The sequence below is a fragment of the Adhaeribacter pallidiroseus genome, assembly GCF_003340495.1.
GTDB classification, from domain to species: domain Bacteria; phylum Bacteroidota; class Bacteroidia; order Cytophagales; family Hymenobacteraceae; genus Adhaeribacter; species Adhaeribacter pallidiroseus.
The window spans coordinates 6236636-6256781 of the sequence record NZ_QASA01000001.1; the positions used below are offsets into that span (position 1 = coordinate 6236636).

Consider the following 20146-nt stretch of genomic DNA (forward strand, 5'->3'; position numbering starts at 1 on the left):
TTTTGTTTATCACCTATTATATGCTTGTTCTATAATTTTCATAGCTTCTATTTGCCCTTCATGAATGGTTAGAAAGGTTCTTTTAAAGAAGTAGAAAAGAGCCAGATTGAATTGAGGCAATTCTATAAATATAAACTCATCCATTTTGTGAAAAAAATGGAAACTTTTATTTAATGTTTTTAATACAACTAGTGAATTCAGATTTAAGCTTTTACTTTTTTTTGTAATTCGACTTTGAGATCTTCTTAATTCTGAAACTGCTTTGCTTGGACTGTAATTTATATTATCTCTGAGTACTGATAAAGGAAAATCAGCCAAATAAGGAATAAATCCTTTTTCTTTGGAAGCAGTAAAAACCCTCTTTGCATTTAAAACTTGAAATTTAAAATCTATTATCTCAAGCCATCTGATAATGTTAGATAATTCATTAGCGGAAAAGTAATTTTGATCTGGACCATTTTGCAAAAATAAATTGTTGATGTACTTCTCTAATGAGCTCAATCTATCATTGTTACAATCAGAACATGCAGGAATTGTTGTTTTGTTATATGTCTGATCAAGTCCATTTATTTTCGTAGTAAAAAATCTTTTAGTGCAGTTTTCGAACGTCCAACGAGGAATAACATGTTCTTTTGTAAGATTATTCTTTGAACTGCAAAACATACATAAATCTTGTGCCTTAGTCGAGTTATAACTTGCTCTTGCAATATGAGTTTGTTTGATGTGGTTTATTATAGTAATAGAATTTTTTCTGGCTAAAATCCTTAAGGATTTTATCTTTTTGTCTACTGACATTGTTTGTGATTGATTTAAGCCTACCTAAAAATTTTATTCGTGAATAATGGGTTAAAATGCGAACAGTTACTCGGTTTTGTTTGTCACATAAACCAAATAAGAAACTTAACCAGAGTAAGACGCACTCTTAAACCTAATCATTTATAATCTATTGTTTATCGCTTATTGAATTAATCAAATTCAGTAAATCACTGGCGGCGGTAAAGGCGGAGAGTTGGCCGGAAAGTACGGCTTGTTCTTTTTCGGCTAAATGTTGCGCTACGGCTGGGTTCGCGAAAAATCGTTCTTCCAAAGTTTGCCGGATGGTTTGGTACAGCCAGTACAGTTGTTGGTTTTTTCGTTTTTGCTCCCAGAAACCGTTTTGCCGGGTAGTGGTTTCGTAATGCAACACTTGTTTCCACAACTCACTAATGCCGGTTTGCTCTAACGCGGAACTTAACAGCACCGGCACTTGCCAACCAGAAGCTGCGGCGGGAAACAAATGCAAGGCATTCTGGTATTCTTGCTGAGCAGCCTGGGCTTTTTCTTTATTAGAACCATCGGCTTTGGTAATTACCAGGGCATCGGCCATTTCCATAATGCCTTTTTTTAAACCTTGCAGTTCGTCGCCGGCACCGGCCAGCATGAGTAACAAAAAGAAATCGGTTAAGCTGTGTACGGCCGTCTCGGATTGACCCACCCCAACCGTTTCGATAAAAATTACTTCAAACCCGGCGGCTTCGCACAAGATAATGCTTTCGCGGGTATAACGCGCCACACCTCCCAAAGAAGCGCCCGCTGGTGAGGGCCGGATATAAGCCTCAGGTTGCGTTGCCAGTACTTCCATACGCGTTTTATCGCCCAGAATACTGCCGCCGGAACGTTGACTGCTGGGATCAATGGCCAGTACCGCTAACTTTTTTTTAAATTTTTGAATCAGGTAGTTACCCAGCGCTTCGATAAAAGTGCTTTTGCCCACGCCGGGTGAACCCGTAATGCCTACGCGTATGGAGTTGCCCGAATAGGGGAGTAGCCGGTTAATTACTTGTTGGGCCAGTTCCTGGTCGGCGGGTAATTTGCTCTCGACTAAGGTAATGGCGCGACTGAGCACTACCCGGTCCTGGGCCAGAATGCGGTCTACGTACTGATCGACATAAAAGCGTTTAACCAAGTTGGTAGCTATGAATTGATGAATTGAAAGAAAATAAGTGTTTGTTCCGGAGATTGGTTTTTAAAAATTTAGCGCAATTGGCTATACCGGATATTGAAAAAATAACTCTGCACAAAGTTAGGTAAACCCAATTCGCTGTGGCTTTCTGCGCTGAGCATCTGGCCTTCGTCGACGTAGTTACAGCCCAGCCCCGGGGTGTTCGGATTATTGATTACGCCCAAGGTTTTTTCTTTTTCCTTTGCGAGGTAAATCTTACCATCCGGGCCTAACTGCAACGAACCAATTTTATCGGCTTTAGAAACCGCAATGAGTGTAGCCGATTCTTCAACGGCTTGCCGCGAACCCAGTAAATTAAATTGCCAGATTTGCGGCGCCACGTTGCCAATGCCGTTGGTAGTGCCATACAGTTTGGTGCCGTCCGGTGAGAATTCTACGCCGTAGGCTTCGTCGTAATGTTCAAAGGCCAGCGGGTTCGATACTTTGCCGGTTTTATTGTTAAAATCAAAGACTTCGAACAAATTACTATCGCGCCACAAGGCTAAGGCTAATTTCTTACCGTCCGGTGAGGCTTTCATGGCGCCAATCGCTTCTTTGTTTTTGCCTTTGTGCGCGGTGCCCACATTACTTACTACGGGCTGGCGACTTACGCCGGCGGCCGTTACCTGGTACGCGTAAAACCCATCAGTGCCCCATTTGTGCGTAATTACCCAATAATCGGTGTTGTTGCTGTGCTTTACGGCCGTTAGTTTTTCGGAAACCGGTGATACCAGGAAGTTATTTTTTTTCGCAATATCGCCCAAGCCTTTTTGCAGCTTCATATCCACTTCGGAGTAGCGCAGTCCATAAAGTTGCGATTGCAGGTCGGCGGTAAAAATGTAGTAGGTATTCGGGTTGAGCGGCCGCGGTACAATTACCGCCGATTGCGTGGAAGACCGGTGGCCCATTAGGCGGTTGCCGTTGGGCATGAGTTTATGTTCCCGGTTCCAGACGCTCACACCGTTGGTGTAAAACAATAAATTACCTTCCTTGTCCGAAATCGTAGCGCAGCCTTCCATGGTGGAGAGCATGCTGTTGGTTAAAGGGGTGGCTTTGCCGCTGCTAAAATCTAAACCCGCCCGTTCGCCAAAATACCAGATATTGGCTTCTTTCTGCGCCCAAGAAACTTTTGGAAACCAGAAACAAGATAAAAACAGGCAGACGAACCAAATTTTTTTTAACATAACCGGATGATGGTAGCGGTAATAGAACAATGTAAATTCAGAAAATTTCCACGAAAAGTAAAATAAGCGATGTTATTTCTTCGGCAGATAAAACGAAGTTACTCCCGGATTATGATGTTTTACAAATCCAGGCAAGGCGCAGGTAAAGAGGTAGTTTATTTAAAATCAGCTAGTTATTATTGGGTGTCTATATAATTATCGCTGGCATAGCTGGCGGAGTAGCTTTGATTTCTAATTGAAGCTGTTTTATGGCTGAGGTATTTGTTCTTTTTGTCTTGATACAAAAAGAACCAACGAAAATCAAGCGTGCTAAAAACTCGCTGACCAACAGAACAGTTTAGCGTCATCTCTTGCACCTGGCTGAGGTAATCTGTTTCATAGCAGGCAAGCAAAATTTTAAAAAAGTTATTACTTTCTATATCCACGATGTCATTCAGGAGGAACCTATTTCGCTACGAAGAAAAACTATTTCCTCTAGTAATACCCGCTATCTCTTGCCTCAATGGGAAATTTATGACAGGGTAGCAAAAAAGTCCTCTGCTCGAAGAAGTGAGATTAATCATTTTCTGCAATGCTAATGGAGCGATTTCCTTTTCAGCTTAAAATCTAAAAATTTAAAATTAATCAAAACCTATAAAAAAGAAATGCCTGCTTAGGGTAAGCAGGCATTTACTCGGTATAATAAAGAAAGCTTTACTACCAGATTTTTTAAAAATTTTGGTCTAAGCTACTTGTAAAAACAATTTATCGGTTGTTCTGCGGACTTTTTTTTGTTTGGCTAGCCAGTCATTGTTTTCGTCGCGGTAGCCTAATGGTAAAAGCGTAACGCTGCGTAAACCTTTTTCTTTTAAGTTTAATAACTCGTCTAAAGCAAGAGCGTTAAAACCTTCCATGGGGGTGGCATCTACTTGCTCCGTTGCGGCGGCCGCAATGGCGGTGCCAAAAGCAATATAAGCTTGCCGGGCGGCCCACTGAAAGTTTTGTTCCGGAGTGTTCCGGGTTACCATGCCTACCAAGGCATTTTTTAAACCAGCCAAGGTTGCCGGATCAACTCCGCGTTCTGCGGCTATATGGTTAATGTACTCGGTTACTTGTTCTTCGGTGATGTTGGACCAAGCGGCAAAAACGAGTAAGTGCGACGCTTCCACAATCTGCGGTTGGTTATTGGCCACTTTCTGTATTTTTTGGCGCAGTTCTTCGTCCTCAATTACCAAAATGGTATAAGGCTGCAAACCCATAGAAGAAGCCGATAAGCGGGTTGCTTCCAAAATTGTATTTATTTTTTCCGGGGGTACTTTCTCGCCGTTCATGCGTTTGGTTGCGTACCGCCAGTTTAAAGCTTGTATCAGGCTCATGGTATTTATTGTTTTAATATTTAGATAAATTATATTAGTATTATTGTTGATCGTTATTATAAATAACACTGTTAAGTTTTAGCTTAGAATAGTGCCGATTTTATATCATATTTTAAAAAATACTTGGCTAAATTATACGGGAGATTTAATCAAAATTCCGGATGAAACCTTGTACCGCGTCCTGCAATACCAATTGGTTTAACTTGGCAGGTGCTTCGCTGCGGCCAGTCAGGTTAATAGAAACCAGGCCGTGCAGCAGCGACCAAAACGTATGAAATTTTAATAAATAATCAGCCGCCGGGTTTTTACTGGAAGCTATCAGGTTTTTGATCGTTTCCTGCATGGTATTGCTGAAGCTACCCATTTCCGGAATTTGTTGCACGACTTCGCAAGTAGGCATTCCTAAGCCGTACATTAATTGGTAAAATTGTTTGTTGGTAAAAGCAAAGTTCCAGTATGCCTGGGCAATAGCTTCTAATTGCTGAGCGGGTGTATTTTGGTGCTGCTTAGCCGCTTCTAATTGTTTATTTAATAACCGGAATCCCTCTTTTGTAAATTCCAGCAGAATCGCTTCTTTGTTCTCGAAATGGTTGTAAATAACCGGAATACTGTATTCGATAGCATCCGCAATTTTCCGGATAGAAAGTGCCTGCCAGCCTTCGGCTAACACCAAAGTCCAGGCGGCCCGGAGAATACTTTCCCGAACTTCTTCTTTTTGCCGTTGTTTACGCTCTACGATTCCCATGTTATTATAGTTAACAGTGTTAACAAAAGTTTAGTTCTAATGTTTAGCGCCAAGCTTATGTTTAGGTCCAAGCTTATTTTTTTAAAACTTTTATTTACTTCTTAAAAATTTAAAAAATCAGCCCAACCAAAACGCCACAATGGCATAAGAACGATTGTTAAACGTGAGCTTGCCTACTTGGGTAAAACCTAAATGTTGGACATGAACTTGGTAAGAAGTTCCATTGCCCTCATCGATAAAAGCTAAAGCTAAGTTAAATCGTGATTTTAATGCTTCCGTTGCCTTTAAAAACAGGTGCCGCAGTAAACCTTGGCTGCGGTATTGTTGCGCCACTAAAACTGGTCCGTAAAAGCAATAGGGGTATGTATCGACTGGTAAATTCCTGAAAGTTAGATCAGGCAAGGTTTTGATAATCCTCTGCACCAATGGCGGATACTCGGCAGGTGCTAGCCGGGTGTTCAGTACAAAGCCCGCTAAATGGTTTTGGTAATAAGCTACTATGCTCGGAGCCGAAGAAATCATGGCGCCTACCGCGGTTTCGGAAAATACACCGGTTAAAAAACTTGATTCCCGGTCGGAAGTCGAAAGGTTTTGGTAGGTATATTGGTTGGCTAAATTAACTATGGCGGGCACGTCGTGGAGGCTGGCTACCCAAATAGTAAAATTGGCCATACGTATTGGTTCTCTGGATGGTACCGCTTGTAGTAAAGTTCTTATTTTAAAATGTGCGTACTTAAAAGTTGGTACACCAGGTTAATGTTATTGTCTTTGCGAAACTCTTTCTTAATGGGTTCGGCCTGGCCGGTTACCCAAATATTTAATTCGGCATCTAAATCCAGCATGCCGCCACTTTCTTTCGAAAAGCGGGTAATGGACTTGTACGGAATAGATAAGTACTCCACTTTAGAGCCCGTTAAGCCTTGTTTGTCTACCACAATTAATCGCTTGCTGGTGAAAACCAGTACGTCGCGTACTATTTTAAAAGCTTTTTCCAAAGTTTCGCCGGGTACTAACAAAGGAGTAAACTCGGCTTGTACCTGCTCCAGCGATACCTCACTGGCATTGCCCATTAAACCGTCTAATATGCCCATAATTTTTAAATTTAGATGAAAGCAAATTAAAGAAAAGGTTGGGAATGCCCTTGTTTAATGCAAAAGATATTTAAAAAAATTTCCGTTAAAAGTATTTTCTACTACCTGCGTAATTCACTAATCAACCAAATGTAAGTACTGGCTATCCTTGTTTGGAAGGAACCAGTAGCAAGCAGAAACACCCAAATATGGCATTAACCAAATTAAAAATTTAAATTTTTTAGGAGGTAATTGTTTTTAAAAGTACTGTAAACCAAGAGGATTGCATGCGGGGTGCAGCAGATTTAGGATAATTAATATATTTAATTTTATATATTTAATATTTGGTCTTAATCTTGCATTATTAGCCTGTAATAATATAATAAAAATAATAATGAGAGGCATACCAGGTATATGCTTTAAACTGACCGGAATAATTTTAATAATTTTTTGTGCCATTATCGGATTAAAAAATAATTATAATTCAACCAATCGTTTGGTAAATACAACCCCAGAAAAGCAAAAGTTTAACCAACCAGAGCAAACTGCTTCTGCCAGGGAGGTAGAAACAACAGATTATCCTTTTTTTGAAAGTAAAACACCTGAACAGGTGGGTAACCCCTCCAAAATTCGAGGGTTCGGGGAAAACGGTAGGCCGCCAAAAGGCCGCCATACCCGAACGTTTACCAATGATTTTAAGAAAAAAGGCTTTGATTTCGAGAAGTACGTAGTTAAAAAATTTAATAAAAAAAACTACAAATTAAAAGATTGGGACGGAAAACATTACCTCCCGGAAGATTACGTGGAAACTTCCAAACAGCCGGATTTAATTTACGAATTTCAGCAGGGCGAAGTGCAAGCAGGTTTTGCGGTAGAATGTAAATGGCGTAGTAAGTTTTGCCATAGCGAACTGGAAATAGCTTCTTATCAGCAAATTAAAGATTACAAAGCTTTCGAAAAGAAAAGCGGATTTCCGGTTTTTATTACCTTGGGTATTGGTGGCGAACCTATGGCTCCCAAGCATTTGTATGTTATACCTTTAAATAAAATTTTTTCGAATAAGCTGGATTCTACTTTCCTGATGGAGTTTGAACAAGTACCATCGCAGCATTTTATTTACGATTACCGCACCAAAAGTTTACTGGCTAAACCTTACCCGGTGGTTCAAGAACAAGCGTAAAAACCTCCAGGTTTCGGATTGAAATAGCTAGATTATAACCGTTCCAAAAAGCCGTTTGCCAAAACATAATCCATCAGTAAGCAAGTTCTCTGGATTATAAACCGGCGAGTTGGAGTGATAGGAGCGTTTAATTTTACAGTTGTTTGCGCCTTATTTTTTAAATTTTTCCCTTCTTCGTTAAGCCCAGTTCTTTATCCATCGCCACAAAGCGGTAATCGTAGGCAAAGGTCTCCCGGGATTTTATTTGTACTTGCGGAAAATCGGGGTAGCGCGCGTTAATGACGTAATTGTACTCAGTGGGTACTACGGCGGAAGGTACTTTTAACAATAAAGTTTCCTGAGCATGGTACCAGGCCGAACCCAAGGGTTGCGTTTCGGCGTAACTGCTGGCCAGTTTCCAGTTAGTGGGTAAATTTTGGGTGGTAATGGTTTTAATGGCAGTAGAATCAGGAAAGTGCAGCACCATTACCGTGAACCGGGTGCCCAGAATGCCTTGTCCCATTTTATGGACCATGTTTTCCATGGAGGCTAAGGAGCGACTGGCGGCGGCGTAAATCACGAATTCGCCGTCGAAGTTCCAGCGGCCCGAAAAGCCGGGAGCATACAATTTGTCGGCAAACTTTTCGAAAACAATGCGGTAAACTTCCACTAACCTTTTGGCTATGCCGCGTAACCGTGCGCTAGCCGGAGCAACTGTTTTTCCACTTCCATAATGCCCGACACGGAGTGAAGCAGCGATAGCGGAGTTTGGTTATTTAAGCCCGGCGAAGAAATGGCCAACCAATCCGTAAACTCGGCAGTAGAGCCAAATAAATCATCGCCCAGGGCAAACAAACGGTGGAGTTTCAGGAGTTTTTCGGCAGCGTCGCGTGTAAATTTTTTCTGCGATTTTCGGTAATTATCTACGGTTTTTGGATCTATCCCTACTAGGTTCGCCAAATCATTTTTCCGGAAACCGGAATGTTTGAGTAAGTTTTCGAAGTACCAGGCTTCTATGCCTTCCTGCGCTTTCCCCACTAAGGCTAAGTCGTCCTGCACTACATATAAATCAGCAACTGTTGCTAGGGGAGCGTTCATTAGGTATTGTCTTTGATTAAGTAAATATACGGAAATTTCCGAGGTAATGCCGGAAATTTCCGTAAAAATAAAAAGCTTCTGGTTGCTTAACTTTAAAACGAGGAGAGCTTAACTAAAATTTAAAAAAATACGGCTGCTTATTCTTTCAGACTTTTCTCTAACTGCGAAACCAGTGTTACAAATTTTTCAGACTTTTCTTCAATGGTACTCAAGCCTTGCTGGGCCAGATCTATTTTCCCGGCTTTGTACAAATTAAATAATTGGCGGGCGGTAGTATCCATTTCCTGCTGCAAAGCCAAAAGAGTAAGTAAGCCCGGCTCTTGGCGGTACTTTTTTAAACCAATATCATTAAACCAGGTATTTACCGGACTGTTAGCCGAAAACAAAGAAGCATCGTACTCCCCGCCATTTACATAAAGTACGGAACGTACTTTAGATTTATAGAGAATATGTTTAATGCGTAGCTGTTGAAAATCGATTTCAGCTAAATTCATGCGGGTTGATTAAGCATTATTTACTGGGCTAATATTGCTGGCCTCATAGCCCAGTTCTTTTAACTTTTGTTTATAAAGAACGCGGGGTGTTACATCGTAGCCAAAAGCCAGAATACCGGTAACTACTTCGGCTTCGTTAAAAATGGCTTGGTAAGTAAAATTAAAATAAATAGGTTCCTGCGATGGAGCAATGGGGTAACCTATTCTAAAAGGCACTTCTTCGGCTACATAGTCTTGTCCGGTTTGGTAAACCGTATCCAGTACCTTTAAAAAGCCTTGTTCTACAATCTCCGGTAAGGCTTCGGCTACGGTTTTGTGCAACAGTTCCCGGCCGGGATATAATTTCTGATACGCCGGGTTGATTAATTCGAAGCGATGCTCCGGGCCTTTTAAAATGCAAAACAAACCGGGCGCCCGCATAATCAAACGTTCCAGGGTAGCCCGTTCGGCTTCGGCTTTCTGGAAAGCCAGTTGCACCTGATCGGATAGAAGGACCATTTGCTCATTGCTAGCCAAGAGTTCCTGTACCATTAATTTGGTATCATGAATATCGGTGTTGCTCCCTACCCGGGCCTGTACCTTGCCTTCTAAATTAATAAGCGGTAAGCTTTTAACCACGTGCCACCGGTAATTACCGGCTTTATTCCGAATACGTACTTCCGCCTGAAATTCCTGATTGGTGGGTAAGGCACCTTGCATTTTTTTATCCACAGCGGCTAAATCATCCGGGTGAAACGTGTTGCGCCAGCCTTTGTCCAGTAATTCGGCTTCTGGTAAACCGGTGTAATCGAGCCAGCGTTGATTTACATAAGTAACATTGCCCTGGGTATCGGCCATGTGAATGAGTTGCGGCACGGTATCGGTCATAAATTTAAATTTATTCTCGGTTTCTTGCTGCGCCAGCTTCGCTAGTTCGCGCGCCGTAACATTACTGGTGCGGCGAATAATGTATTTTACCTCGTTGTTGTGGTCGAAAACCGGTGTGTGCGAAGCTTCCCAGTACCGGGTTTCAAAACCACCTCCATCGGCTTCGGGCCGGGCAATATCGTAGCGGAGCACATCAAAATAAATTACTTTTTTTTCCCGGAAACTCTGGTCAATGGATTGGTGCACCAGTGATCCGTTTTTGGAATCGACATCACTGGGGTTATCTGGAAAAGTTGCGAGCAGATTTTTACCAATTAGCTCTTCGCGGGTGCGCAAAACCAAGCTTAAATATTTATTAGTGGCAGCCAGTACCGTATAATCGGGAGCAATTGCCACTAAGGCTTCCGGGATGTTTACGAACAGTTCGTGTAAATCTACGTTTAAACTATCAGGCATTTAGTTCTTGAATTAAGGTATTTAAAATTTGCTGCGCCGCCACACTGATAACCGTACCCGGGCCAAATATACCCGCTACGCCGGCATCGGTTAAGAATTGGTAATCCTGCGCCGGGATCACCCCCCGGCAATTACCAGAATATCGCCGCGGTCTAAAGCTTTTAGCTCGGCAATTAATTGCGGAATTAGCGTTTTGTGGCCAGCAGCTAAACTGCTCACGCCCACCACGTGCACGTCGTTTTCGGCGGCCTGGCGGGCCACCTCGGCCGGGGTTTGAAAAAGCGGCGCAATATCTACATCAAAGCCTAAATCGGCGAAAGAAGTAGCAATAACTTTAGAGCCCCGGTCGTGCCCGTCCTGGCCCATTTTAGCCACTATTATCCGGGGGCGGCGGCCTTCTAAAGTAGCAAAATAATCAGCTAATTCTTTTGCTTTTTTAAAATTTTCATCATCCGAAAGTTCGGCGGAATAAATGCCCGAGATAGCTCTGATCACTGCTTTGTGTCGTCCGTAAATTTTTTCTAAAGCGCTGGATATTTCGCCTAAAGTAGCCCGTTTACGCGCCGCCTCTACCGCTAATTCTAACAAATTTGCCCCACCCCCGGCCCCTCCCCGGTGGAGAGGGGAGTTGGCTGCCTGCGTTAGGGCGTTTAAAGCAGAGTCTACCGCAGCCGTATCCCGTTCGGCTTTGAGTTGAGTTAAGCGTTTTACTTGCGCTTCGCGTACGGCGGTATTATCAATATCCCGCACCTCTAGAGGCTGGTCAGCTTTTTCCGGGCGGTATTTGTTTACGCCCACAATCACGTCTTTGCCGGAGTCGATGCGAGCCTGGCGGCGGGCCGCGGCTTCTTCAATCCGCATTTTAGGTAAACCAGTAGCAATGGCTTTCGCCATGCCGCCCAGCTCTTCTACTTCGGTTATCAGTTCCCAGGCTTTGTTTACGAGTTGGTGGGTGAGCATTTCTACGTAATAAGAGCCGCCCCAAGGGTCTACTACTTTGGTAATATTGGTTTCGTGTTGCAAATACAACTGCGTATTGCGGGCAATCCGGGCCGAAAAATCGGTGGGTAGCGCGATGGCTTCGTCGAGAGCGTTGGTGTGCAAGCTTTGCGTGCCGCCGAGCACCGCCGCTAAAGCTTCTACGGTGGTGCGGGCTACATTATTAAACGGATCTTGCTCGGTTAAACTCCAGCCCGAGGTTTGGCAATGCGTGCGCAACATCAGTGATTTTTCATTTTTGGGATGAAATGGCTGCATCAGTTTGGCCCATAATAAACGGCCCGCCCGCAGCTTGGCAATTTCAGTAAAATGATTCATGCCGATGGCCCAAAAAAACGATACACGCGGCGCAAACTGATCAATATTTAAACCGGCGTTTAAACCCGTACGCACGTATTCCAAACCATCGGCGAGGGTGTAAGCCAGTTCCTGAGCCGCGGTGGCCCCAGCTTCGTGCATGTGGTACCCGCTAATGCTGATAGAGTTGAACTTAGGCATGTGTTGCGCGGTGTAGGCAAAAATATCGGCAATCAGGCGCATACTGGGTTCGGGCGGATAAATATAGGTGTTGCGCACCATAAATTCTTTCAGAATATCATTCTGGATAGTCCCACTTAACTGCTCTGGTTTTACGCCTTGTTCTTCGGCGGCCACGATGTAAAAAGCCATAATGGGCAAAACGGCCCCGTTCATGGTCATCGAAACGCTCATCTGGTCCAGCGGAATCTGGTCGAAAAGCATTTTCATATCCAACACCGAATCAATCGCTACCCCGGCTTTACCTACATCACCCTCTACCCGGGGATGGTCGGAGTCATAGCCTCGGTGGGTAGCTAAATCGAACGCTACCGATAAACCTTTTTGGCCGCCGGCCAGGTTGCGGCGGTAAAAGGCGTTGCTTTCTTCGGCGGTAGAAAAACCCGCGTATTGCCGGATAGTCCAGGGGTTGCGTACGTACATGGTCGCGTACGGACCGCGTAAGTAGGGCGGGAGGCCGGCCGTAAAATTTAGGTGTTCCAGGGCCGGCATATCGCTAGCGGTATAAAAATGCCGCAAAGGTATCTGCTCGGCCGTTTTCCAGGTGGTGTCCGGCAACTGACCAGAAGCGGCTGGAATAGCGGTAGTAGCTAAAGAAATTTTTAAAAAATCAGGCTTCACGTTCAGTTATTAGGAATGTAAGGTAAGAATTTTACCGCTTTTATCCGTAATGGTTAAAAGTCAGTTAAGTAAATTTCGGTAAACAAACGACAATTAAGTAAAAGTGTTTGCCAATACGTATGCTGGCCGTACCAGTATGGCTTTAACGTTAGTTTATTTGCTGTAACGTATCACATTAACAGGATTTTATTGGTAGGAGGTACCCAACATGCTGCATAAGTATACCTGCCGGTTGCGGCGCTGCTGTGTTATATAAATTTATAATAGAAATTCTTTGTAAAAGTGTTTCATCTGTGAACAGCCTGTTTTAAAACCGGACACTTCTTTACTTCTAATGCAAGTTTAAATTATTGATAGCTAGTGCTTTAATGATGTTAGCGCCAGCCTTGGATCAGGTTAAGGGAGATTTATTTAAAAATGAAGATCATGAAATTTATGGTGTCGTTAATTGCCGGATATATTTACTTTTCGGTAGCGTTGGCAGATTCTTTTAAAAATTTTTCTTACCCGGAGCCTCTCGTGCCGCAAACTATGATAGTTGAGCCCGCTGTACCGGAAAAACCCATCGTGGCTAAAGCGGCCATGACTAAAATTGCCTCTTTTGTCGAAAAATCGGGTTATCCTTTATAATCGAAAAAATTAACGTTCCGAACAGGTTACTCTTTTTGTAGTTTCTCCTGGATGCGGCTAACGATGGCCGCCGTGTCGCAACCCTGAAAAATAAACTCGTCGAAACCTTGTTCTTTAAGTTCGGCTTTCATGTGTTGCGGGTTGGCGGCCAGTATAACTGCCGGCTGATCTTTATGGCTTTTTAAGATGGGGCCCAGTTGTTGCGCAAACGATTGGTATTCTTCGGTAGAAGAAGATAAAACAATTACCTGACCCGAAATTGTTTGTAAAGCTTCGATGGCTTGCGCCACGGAATGAAACTGCTGTACCTCCGTTTGGAAACCGGCGCACCCAAAAAACTCTTTCGCGAAAGAAGCATGGATATGCCGCTGAATGGTTTCGCCAATAGAAACTACTACCGCCTTGGGTCTTTGCCGCCGTTTCCGGAAGTGTAGTTCCACGGCAAAACGCATTACCTCTAAAGAATAAGCGCCCCGGTTGGTGTCAAAATTTTTGCTTTGAATCAGTTCTTCGGGATTGTAATCAAACTGTTCCTGGGAGTTGATAAACTTATTGGTGCCTACCAAAACCGTTTCGCCGGCAGCAATTTTTTTAAATTTTTGCTGAGCTACGGCGTTTAAAGCATCTTGTACCGTGTGGTGTTGCCAAGCCGCCACAAAGCCGCCCTGGCTTTCTGTACTCTGAAATAATTGCCAGGCCTCCTGAGCCAGCTGTTGCGTTAAGGCTTCGAGGTAATAAGAGCCGCCCGCCGGATCAATGCTTTGGTGCAAATACGCTTCTTCTTTTAAAATAAGCGAAATGTTGCGCGCTAAACGCTCCGAAGAATTATTTTCCGGCCGAATAGTACTGTCGAAGGAGGCGATGCATAGACTATGACAGCCGCCTATTACCGCCGCCATGGTTTCGGTGGTGGTGCGCAGTAAATTAGTATACGGATCGAAAGTGGTTTGGTACCAGCGGGAAGTTTGGCTGTGCAAACGTAAATGAGCGGCTACTTCGGGTGCTAGGCCGTAGCTTGTTACAATAGTGGCCCACAACACCTGAATGGCCCGTAATTTGGCAATCTCAAAGAAATAATCGGTGCCGGTGGCTACCAGAAATTGCATTTGGCGCGCCACTGTTTCGGGCGTAAACCCCCGTTCGGTTAAAGCATCTAGGTAAGCTACCGCTACACTAATGGTAAAAGCAATTTCCTGAATAATGTTGCCTCCTTTTACCGCGAAATAAGCGCCATCGACGGATAGGCTTTGTAACTCCGGGCTATTCTGGGTAAGCTGTAGTAATTCGGCTAATTCATCGAAATAAGTTGAAGTATAATTTTCGTGTGCTATCTCGGGCTTATAATGCACAAAGCCTTTTACTTGCCCCACTGCAACACCGGATGCTTGCAATTGGTGGTAATAAGCTGCCAGAAAAGCCGCTGGTCGATCGCTTAGGGTAAAACTTACCGCCACGCGGGCATAATCTATTTTTTGGACCAAGTAAGCAAAGTCGAATAATTTGGCTTGCTGTATAACAAAATGTAATCCATCGGCTCCTTCAGCTAAAGCTTGAACGCCTTTATCAACAGCAGCAGCGGTATCCTGGCCAACCGCAATAGTTTGAATAAGCTCCCAATGGTTAGATTTTGTTTTGTTCCCCCGTACGAAAGGAAACTGACCCGGAGTAGCGAACGTCCAGGGCTGATTAGCTGCATCTTCAGGATGGTAACAAGGCTTAACCGTAATGCCTGCCGGCGAATGCCAAAGTAATTGGTCCGGGTTTTCGCCATTTAAATCCTGGCGTACTTTTGCGATCCAATCGGCGGCAGTACTTGCTTTAAATTCCGGGAACAAAGCAGCTGGCTCGGGTAATTCAGGCATGGCGTCCAAATTTGTTGACTGAGTAAAGGTACATTCTATCTAACATAAATGGCTCGGCAAAGTTTACGCCACCGCGGATGCATTACCTGCGAAGAGGGTGCTGGAAAAATAAAATACCTTTATCTAATAAGTTGAAATTTAAAAAAGTTACTTTTTAAAGGAGCGGCCACGTCTAAATTTAAAAAATTTGTTACAGTTACTTTATAACCTATAAGAGTGAATCGGGTGAGACTAATTGCCACCATCCATAAAAACTTAATAAGGCCATTTTAGAATGGTACAGTACCTGTTTCAGAACTTTGCGCCGACTGGGAGTAGGTGCTTTTGTTTCCACTAAGGCGTATTGCAGGTAATTGAGCGAAGATTCCAGGCATTCCGACTGCATGGGATCGCTGTTGTGAGGTATTAAATCAAGTAACCAGCGCATAGAGCTCACCGCTATGTTTTTTACCTGCACCAGAATTTCTTCTACTCTTTCTTCCTCCACGCGGGATTCTTCTATCTCGCTGCTGTACTGCTCCAGAATAGCGTAATTCTGCTTTAACAGACACTGAAGAAATTCTTCCGAATTAGGTTGCATAAGGCGGTTGTTGTTGCTTGTTTACATACTTTTTTGCTTTAATGGTTGGTTGGGTAAGGTGGTGTAATTTAGAGCTCGGCGTACAAAAAATAATAAAACCAGGTTAACCGTATTTAAAAGGTCTGCCTAGGCATTACCATTAAAAAGTAGAATCAGGTAAGTATACGAGAAAAATACGGATAGTTTAAAAGGAAAAGGGTACTTTTTTTTATGCGAATCTTCCCAGAAAGTTTTTTAAGTTAGTTTTTCCGGGCGTTTTCTGGTTAATGTGCTCTGTAAAAGCTGCTTTCATTTTGGTACATATGCATTGGGAAAATCTCTAAACGAGCAATTTTTTTAAATTTTTTAATTATTTGTATTGCTACCCGAATATTTTATGGCCGCTGCTCGCCATGAATTAGCATAAGCAACTTTTTCTGGTTTCTATCTCTTCATTTTGGGGTTAAGCAAGAATAGTGGCTAAAATCTTATTCGGTACCCCAAAAATTACGTACTGGTTTGTTACCTGTAAACCAAGCGACTCCCGAAATAAATTTTAAGAGAGCGGCTTGGGTCTGCTCTTTGGCCTTTTATGTCTTATAAAGGCACATTTCCCAGAGAAAATAAACTACTATAACTAAACGCATAATCATTAATGGCTAATTTACACATCGGCACTTCGGGCTGGTCTTATCGCTGGAAAGGATTGTTTTATCCCGAAGACCTGAAATCGGCAGATTATTTAAATTACTTCGCCCAGCACTTTAACTGCACCGAAATAAACAGCAGCTTTTACCATTTTACCATGGAAAAAACCATCCAGAAATGGTTGGAGCAAACGCCCCCGAAATTTAAATTCAGCGCGAAACTAAACCAGGAAATAACTCACAAACGCAAATTCGACGACAGCGAAGAACTATTACTTAAGTTTATGAGCCGCTACGTACTCATGGGCGAACGCTTAGGTGTTATTCTCATCCAGATTGCTGCCAGTTTCCGGTTCGATCGACCTACTGCCGAAAGCTTTTATCGCTTGCTCCGGCAGCACTATCCGCAGGTAAAATTTGCGCTGGAAGCCCGCCACGTTTCCTGGTTCACCGACGAGTCGTTAGATTTGCTGCGCGATTACGAAATAACATTTGTGATTGCCAGCGCCGGCAAGCGTTTCCCGAGTTTAGAAACTACTACCACCGAAACTGTTTACCTGCGTTTACACGGCGACGAACGCCTGTATTCGTCGTTATACTCCGACGAAAAACTGGAACGCTATGCCTACATGATTAACGATTGGCTGCTCGATGGCAAAGAAGTCTGGGTGTTTTTCAATAACACGATTATGGGCAGCGCCATCACCAATGCCAAAAGCCTGCAAACTTTACTGGCTAATATGTAAATTTTTAAAAAAAAGTACTGGCTAAGAATATGTTTAAAAATTAGGGAAGGGGAATTTAACAGAATTATAAAATCAAAAAAGGCAGTAGTCGAGTAACAAAGGGTGTCTAAATCCGAGTTACGATGCCGAAGAAGAAACTAAAGTTTACCCGTCAGCACTTCTGTGCGTTGACTACTGCCCAAAGGCAAGTTATAAAAGAAATTATTGACAATGGCCGGAAACGTAAACATAATTTGTTGGAGGTAGTGCAAGCCATTCTACGGATTACCCGTACTGGCCTGCAATGGCGGAACTTGGAAGGAGCTTATCCGCCCTGGCCAGTAGTGTATTACTACTTTCGCAAGTGGCAAGCCGATGGTACTTGGGCCCAAGTGTTAACCGCCTTGGTGAGAAAGGAGCGCCAAAGGCAAAAACGAGAGGAGCAAGCCTCGGCCGTGGCCGTGGATAGTCAGAGCGTGAAGAAAGCCAGTTTTATTTCCCTGGAAACAGGGATAGATGGCGGTAAAAACGTGAATGGGCGCAAACGGCATCTAGCCGTGGACACGTTGGGCTTACCGCTGGCCCTACATGTTTCTTCGGCCCAAGAGCACGATGGGCAAGCAGGGGTGGAACTGCTCTGGCAGCTGGAGCAAGCTTCTAATCGGCTCACCTTGATTCGAGCTGACCAAGCTTATAGCGGCTACTTTAAAGACTGTGCCCAGCTTTATGAGTGGTCAGTAGAGATCACGCAAAAGCCGGAAAGTCAAAGGGGATTTGTGCCCCAGAAAGGCAGATGGCAGGTAGAAAGAAGTTTCGCTTGGTTAAACTTCTTTCGCCGTTTGAGCAAGGATTATGAGAAAACTACCGCTTCTTCCCTCTGCTTTCTGCAGCTGGCTTTTATTGATATGCTTTTGGCAAGAGTACCTAACTAAATTTTTAAACATACTCTTATTCAATTTTCAGTCTATCAACGTTTTAAAGACTTTGGTCCTGACCCTTTTCCATAATTTAATCCGGAGCACGAACCTGCTGGTCCGAGTTTTAACCCAGCTTAGCTTGTTTTCGGAAAAGCAAAACTGTATCTTACCTGCCTTACTTTTAATTTTTTACCAATGCGTTCTTTTCGCTGGCGGCCTTATTTTCAAAGCCTTTCGCTTGTTTTTTTACTTTTAGCGTGCCAACGTACGTGGCAACCAGCTGCCCAGTTACGGCCGGAAGCCCGATTACCGGTTAACACCGCCGTGGCCGCTGATGTAACCGCCGAAGCCGCCATTGCACCGTACCGGCAAAAAGTAGAACAGCGCATGAGCGAAGTAATTGGTCAAGCTCCCGCCGAATTAAAAGCCGATGTTATTGAATCGCCATTAGGTAATTTTGTGGCTGATCTGCAACGCAACCAGGCCGCGGCTTTACTCGGCCGGCCCATTGATATGGGACTGATGACGCGGGGAGGTTTGCGGTATATTATTCCGCAGGGCAACATTACGGTAGGCGATGTTTTTGAACTCATGCCTTTCGAAAACGAATTGCTGGTACTTACTTTATCCGGCGCTACCGTCGAAAAATTGTTTCAGTTTGGGGCTAGCAAAAAAATATTAGCGCTTTCCAACGCTTCCTTTACGATTCAAAACGATCAGGCTACCAACATTTTAATTGGGGGTAAACCTTATGATAAACAACAAACTTATACCTTAGCTATCTCGGATTACTTAGCCAACGGCGGCGATAACCTGAGTTTTTTAAAAGAAGCGATAAAAACCGAAACAGTTGGTATTCTGCTGCGCGATGCCATTATTAAACACATTCAGCAACTAACCGCGCAAGGCAAACCCGTTGAAGCCCGCGTGGAAGGCCGGGTGAAAATTTTATAGTTGCAGGTTACAGGTTGGAAGGTTTTAAAGTTGGAAGGTTGGAAAGTTGATTTTTTAAATACACTACGGGCGTCCGTCTTAGCAGATTGAAACGGATCATGAAGGATAAAAATATAATCTCCGGACTAACGAAATAGATTACCTGTAAAAGTAAGTTGTTGAAATAATAAGATTTAACTAGGTTTAATTAAAATGTTTTGAATCGAACAATAGATAACGAATAACTATTTTATAACAACCTCGCGAGAATGAACAGACGGGAATTTTTAAAAAAAACGGCGGTAAGTGCAGCGGCAACCAGTTTATTAGCGTGGCCCAATGAGGTTTGGGCCGGTGGTACCGTTAATCTAACAATTCTGCACACCAACGATATGCACTCGCGCATCGATCCGTTTCCGAACGATGGACGAACCAACGGCGGTTTAGGCGGCATGGCGCGGCGGGCAACTTTAATTAACCAGATCCGGCAGCAAGAGAAAAACGTGCTGTTGCTGGATTCGGGCGATATTTTTCAGGGAACGCCGTATTTTAACTTTTTTGGGGGCGAGCTGGAGTACAAACTTATGACCCAGATGCGCTACGATGCCACTACTTTTGGCAACCATGATTTTGATAACGGCCTAGCAGGTTTGCAGCGCCAGTTACCAAACGCCGGGTTCTCTTTTTTGTCGGCTAATTACGATTTCAGCAACACTATTTTAAAAAATCAATTTCAACCTTACCAAGTTTTTGAAAAAGAAGGAATTAAAATCGGGGTTTTTGGCTTAGGCATTGAACTGGCGGGATTAGTTGATAAAAAAAATTATGGGGCTACTGTTTACCTCGACCCCGGGCAGCGGGCCGCTGATATGGTGAAACAGCTCCGCGAAAAAGAAAATTGTAATTTAGTTATTTGCTTATCGCACTTGGGTTATAAGTACGAAAACGCCAAAATTGACGATCGCAAATTAGCGCAGCAAGTACCGGGTATTGATTTAATTTTGGGTGGGCACACCCATACCTTTATGGAGGCCCCCGAAAAAATAAACCGTACCAACGGGCACGAAACGCTGATCAATCAAGTAGGTTGGGCCGGCATAAACCTGGGGCGAATGGATTTTACTTTTAGTAAAAAAAGCAAACAAAAAATTAATGTGGCGGCGGCGGTATTACCCATCGGTAAGACTGTAATAAGTTCATAAATAAATAATTTTTTGTTACCTTTTTTTTTTAGATTTTTGTAGCCCTCAAAAATTTGTTGGGTGCCGGTAAATTGTAGGATAATAACTTAATAAGTAGTGACTTTC

Annotated in this window: 20 protein-coding genes and 1 pseudogene; 6 read left to right on the top strand and 15 right to left on the bottom strand. The window is 43.4% G+C overall.

Annotated features, from left to right (window positions below; translation table 11 throughout):
- Positions 1 to 9 precede the first annotated feature (9 nt).
- The 8 genes from AHMF7616_RS25045 to AHMF7616_RS25075 form a co-directional block, all read right to left on the bottom strand.
- The gene (locus tag AHMF7616_RS25045; RefSeq protein WP_115375377.1) at positions 10 to 795 is read right to left on the bottom strand and encodes a hypothetical protein; all 786 of its coding nucleotides are present in this window, start codon (positions 793 to 795) and stop codon (positions 10 to 12) included.
- Between the two features lie 148 nt (positions 796 to 943).
- Positions 944 to 1945, bottom strand: coding sequence for a methylmalonyl Co-A mutase-associated GTPase MeaB (gene meaB / locus AHMF7616_RS25050; protein WP_115375378.1), 1002 nt, complete (start codon positions 1943 to 1945; stop codon positions 944 to 946).
- Positions 1946 to 2013: 68 nt separating this feature from the next.
- Positions 2014 to 3165 (bottom strand): TolB-like translocation protein, encoded by a 1152-nt coding sequence (locus AHMF7616_RS25055; protein WP_115375379.1) that lies wholly within the window; start codon positions 3163 to 3165, stop codon positions 2014 to 2016.
- Between the two features lie 176 nt (positions 3166 to 3341).
- Positions 3342 to 3590 carry a hypothetical protein gene (locus AHMF7616_RS26240; RefSeq protein WP_147275789.1) on the bottom strand — a complete coding sequence of 83 codons (249 nt, stop codon included), beginning with the start codon at positions 3588 to 3590 and terminating at the stop codon, positions 3342 to 3344.
- Positions 3591 to 3887: 297 nt separating this feature from the next.
- Positions 3888 to 4520 (bottom strand): nitroreductase family protein, encoded by a 633-nt coding sequence (locus AHMF7616_RS25060; RefSeq protein WP_115375380.1) that lies wholly within the window; start codon positions 4518 to 4520, stop codon positions 3888 to 3890.
- A gap of 145 nt (positions 4521 to 4665) precedes the next feature.
- Complete coding sequence (locus AHMF7616_RS25065; protein WP_115375381.1) at positions 4666 to 5265, bottom strand: TetR/AcrR family transcriptional regulator; 600 nt, start codon at positions 5263 to 5265, stop codon at positions 4666 to 4668.
- Positions 5266 to 5382: 117 nt separating this feature from the next.
- A complete protein-coding gene (locus tag AHMF7616_RS25070) occupies positions 5383 to 5937 on the bottom strand; it encodes a GNAT family N-acetyltransferase (RefSeq protein WP_115375382.1) in 555 nt (184 codons plus the stop codon).
- A gap of 41 nt (positions 5938 to 5978) precedes the next feature.
- Complete coding sequence (locus AHMF7616_RS25075; RefSeq protein ID WP_115375383.1) at positions 5979 to 6356, bottom strand: PH domain-containing protein; 378 nt, start codon at positions 6354 to 6356, stop codon at positions 5979 to 5981.
- Positions 6357 to 6831: 475 nt separating this feature from the next.
- On the opposite strand from AHMF7616_RS25075, the gene AHMF7616_RS25085 reads away from it, so the two are divergent.
- Positions 6832 to 7515, top strand: a complete 684-nt coding sequence (locus AHMF7616_RS25085) for a hypothetical protein (RefSeq protein ID WP_115375385.1) — start codon at positions 6832 to 6834, stop codon at positions 7513 to 7515.
- 157 nt (positions 7516 to 7672) lie between these two features.
- Here AHMF7616_RS25085 and AHMF7616_RS25090 read toward each other — a convergent pair whose 3' ends face one another.
- The 5 genes and pseudogenes from AHMF7616_RS25090 to scpA form a co-directional block, all read right to left on the bottom strand.
- Positions 7673 to 8164 (bottom strand): RES family NAD+ phosphorylase, encoded by a 492-nt coding sequence (locus tag AHMF7616_RS25090; protein WP_115375386.1) that lies wholly within the window; start codon positions 8162 to 8164, stop codon positions 7673 to 7675.
- 11 nt (positions 8165 to 8175) lie between these two features.
- Positions 8176 to 8592, bottom strand: coding sequence for a type II RES/Xre toxin-antitoxin system antitoxin (parS, locus tag AHMF7616_RS25095; protein WP_115375387.1), 417 nt, complete (start codon positions 8590 to 8592; stop codon positions 8176 to 8178).
- Positions 8593 to 8729: 137 nt separating this feature from the next.
- Entirely contained in the window at positions 8730 to 9086 is a 357-nt protein-coding gene (locus tag AHMF7616_RS25100) for a histidine kinase (RefSeq protein ID WP_115375388.1), read from the bottom strand.
- Between the two features lie 9 nt (positions 9087 to 9095).
- A complete protein-coding gene (locus tag AHMF7616_RS25105; RefSeq protein WP_115375389.1) occupies positions 9096 to 10409 on the bottom strand; it encodes a PAS domain-containing protein in 1314 nt (437 codons plus the stop codon).
- Positions 10402 to 12566 (bottom strand): annotated as a pseudogene (scpA, locus tag AHMF7616_RS25110) (methylmalonyl-CoA mutase). The gene AHMF7616_RS25105 and the pseudogene scpA overlap by 8 nt, the downstream one beginning before the upstream one ends.
- 417 nt (positions 12567 to 12983) lie before the next feature.
- Here scpA and AHMF7616_RS25115 point away from each other — a divergent pair.
- The gene (locus AHMF7616_RS25115) at positions 12984 to 13196 is read left to right on the top strand and encodes a hypothetical protein (RefSeq protein WP_147275790.1); all 213 of its coding nucleotides are present in this window, start codon (positions 12984 to 12986) and stop codon (positions 13194 to 13196) included.
- Positions 13197 to 13222: 26 nt separating this feature from the next.
- Here AHMF7616_RS25115 and AHMF7616_RS25120 read toward each other — a convergent pair whose 3' ends face one another.
- Positions 13223 to 15058 carry a methylmalonyl-CoA mutase family protein gene (locus AHMF7616_RS25120; RefSeq protein WP_115375391.1) on the bottom strand — a complete coding sequence of 612 codons (1836 nt, stop codon included), beginning with the start codon at positions 15056 to 15058 and terminating at the stop codon, positions 13223 to 13225.
- A 208-nt stretch (positions 15059 to 15266) separates the two neighbouring features.
- Positions 15267 to 15638, bottom strand: a complete 372-nt coding sequence (locus AHMF7616_RS25125; protein ID WP_115375392.1) for a hypothetical protein — start codon at positions 15636 to 15638, stop codon at positions 15267 to 15269.
- Between the two features lie 634 nt (positions 15639 to 16272).
- Here AHMF7616_RS25125 and AHMF7616_RS25130 point away from each other — a divergent pair.
- From AHMF7616_RS25130 to AHMF7616_RS25145, 4 genes are all read left to right on the top strand, one after another.
- Positions 16273 to 17010, top strand: a complete 738-nt coding sequence (locus tag AHMF7616_RS25130) for a DUF72 domain-containing protein (RefSeq protein ID WP_115375393.1) — start codon at positions 16273 to 16275, stop codon at positions 17008 to 17010.
- Between the two features lie 122 nt (positions 17011 to 17132).
- The gene (locus AHMF7616_RS25135) at positions 17133 to 17921 is read left to right on the top strand and encodes an IS5 family transposase (protein WP_115373737.1); all 789 of its coding nucleotides are present in this window, start codon (positions 17133 to 17135) and stop codon (positions 17919 to 17921) included.
- Positions 17922 to 18101: 180 nt separating this feature from the next.
- Positions 18102 to 18860 carry a 5'-nucleotidase C-terminal domain-containing protein gene (locus AHMF7616_RS25140; RefSeq protein ID WP_115375394.1) on the top strand — a complete coding sequence of 253 codons (759 nt, stop codon included), beginning with the start codon at positions 18102 to 18104 and terminating at the stop codon, positions 18858 to 18860.
- A 248-nt stretch (positions 18861 to 19108) separates the two neighbouring features.
- Complete coding sequence (locus AHMF7616_RS25145) at positions 19109 to 20041, top strand: bifunctional metallophosphatase/5'-nucleotidase (RefSeq protein ID WP_115375395.1); 933 nt, start codon at positions 19109 to 19111, stop codon at positions 20039 to 20041.
- Positions 20042 to 20146: the final 105 nt, after the last annotated feature.

Coding starts and splice junctions, on each gene's coding strand:
- AHMF7616_RS25060 (WP_115375380.1), bottom strand. CDS start 4,520: ATGAGCCTGATACAAGCTTTAAACTGGCGGTACGCAACCAAACGCATG.
- AHMF7616_RS25125 (WP_115375392.1), bottom strand. CDS start 15,638: ATGCAACCTAATTCGGAAGAATTTCTTCAGTGTCTGTTAAAGCAGAAT.
- AHMF7616_RS25100 (WP_115375388.1), bottom strand. CDS start 9,086: ATGAATTTAGCTGAAATCGATTTTCAACAGCTACGCATTAAACATATT.
- AHMF7616_RS25055 (WP_115375379.1), bottom strand. CDS start 3,165: ATGTTAAAAAAAATTTGGTTCGTCTGCCTGTTTTTATCTTGTTTCTGG.
- AHMF7616_RS25130 (WP_115375393.1), top strand. CDS start 16,273: ATGGCTAATTTACACATCGGCACTTCGGGCTGGTCTTATCGCTGGAAA.
- AHMF7616_RS25120 (WP_115375391.1), bottom strand. CDS start 15,058: ATGCCTGAATTACCCGAGCCAGCTGCTTTGTTCCCGGAATTTAAAGCA.
- AHMF7616_RS25045 (WP_115375377.1), bottom strand. CDS start 795: ATGTCAGTAGACAAAAAGATAAAATCCTTAAGGATTTTAGCCAGAAAA.
- AHMF7616_RS25075 (WP_115375383.1), bottom strand. CDS start 6,356: ATGGGCATATTAGACGGTTTAATGGGCAATGCCAGTGAGGTATCGCTG.
- AHMF7616_RS25145 (WP_115375395.1), top strand. CDS start 19,109: ATGAACAGACGGGAATTTTTAAAAAAAACGGCGGTAAGTGCAGCGGCA.
- AHMF7616_RS25140 (WP_115375394.1), top strand. CDS start 18,102: ATGCGTTCTTTTCGCTGGCGGCCTTATTTTCAAAGCCTTTCGCTTGTT.
- AHMF7616_RS25070 (WP_115375382.1), bottom strand. CDS start 5,937: ATGGCCAATTTTACTATTTGGGTAGCCAGCCTCCACGACGTGCCCGCC.
- AHMF7616_RS25115 (WP_147275790.1), top strand. CDS start 12,984: ATGAAGATCATGAAATTTATGGTGTCGTTAATTGCCGGATATATTTAC.
- parS (WP_115375387.1), bottom strand. CDS start 8,592: ATGAACGCTCCCCTAGCAACAGTTGCTGATTTATATGTAGTGCAGGAC.
- AHMF7616_RS25135 (WP_115373737.1), top strand. CDS start 17,133: ATGCCGAAGAAGAAACTAAAGTTTACCCGTCAGCACTTCTGTGCGTTG.
- AHMF7616_RS25065 (WP_115375381.1), bottom strand. CDS start 5,265: ATGGGAATCGTAGAGCGTAAACAACGGCAAAAAGAAGAAGTTCGGGAA.
- AHMF7616_RS25105 (WP_115375389.1), bottom strand. CDS start 10,409: ATGCCTGATAGTTTAAACGTAGATTTACACGAACTGTTCGTAAACATC.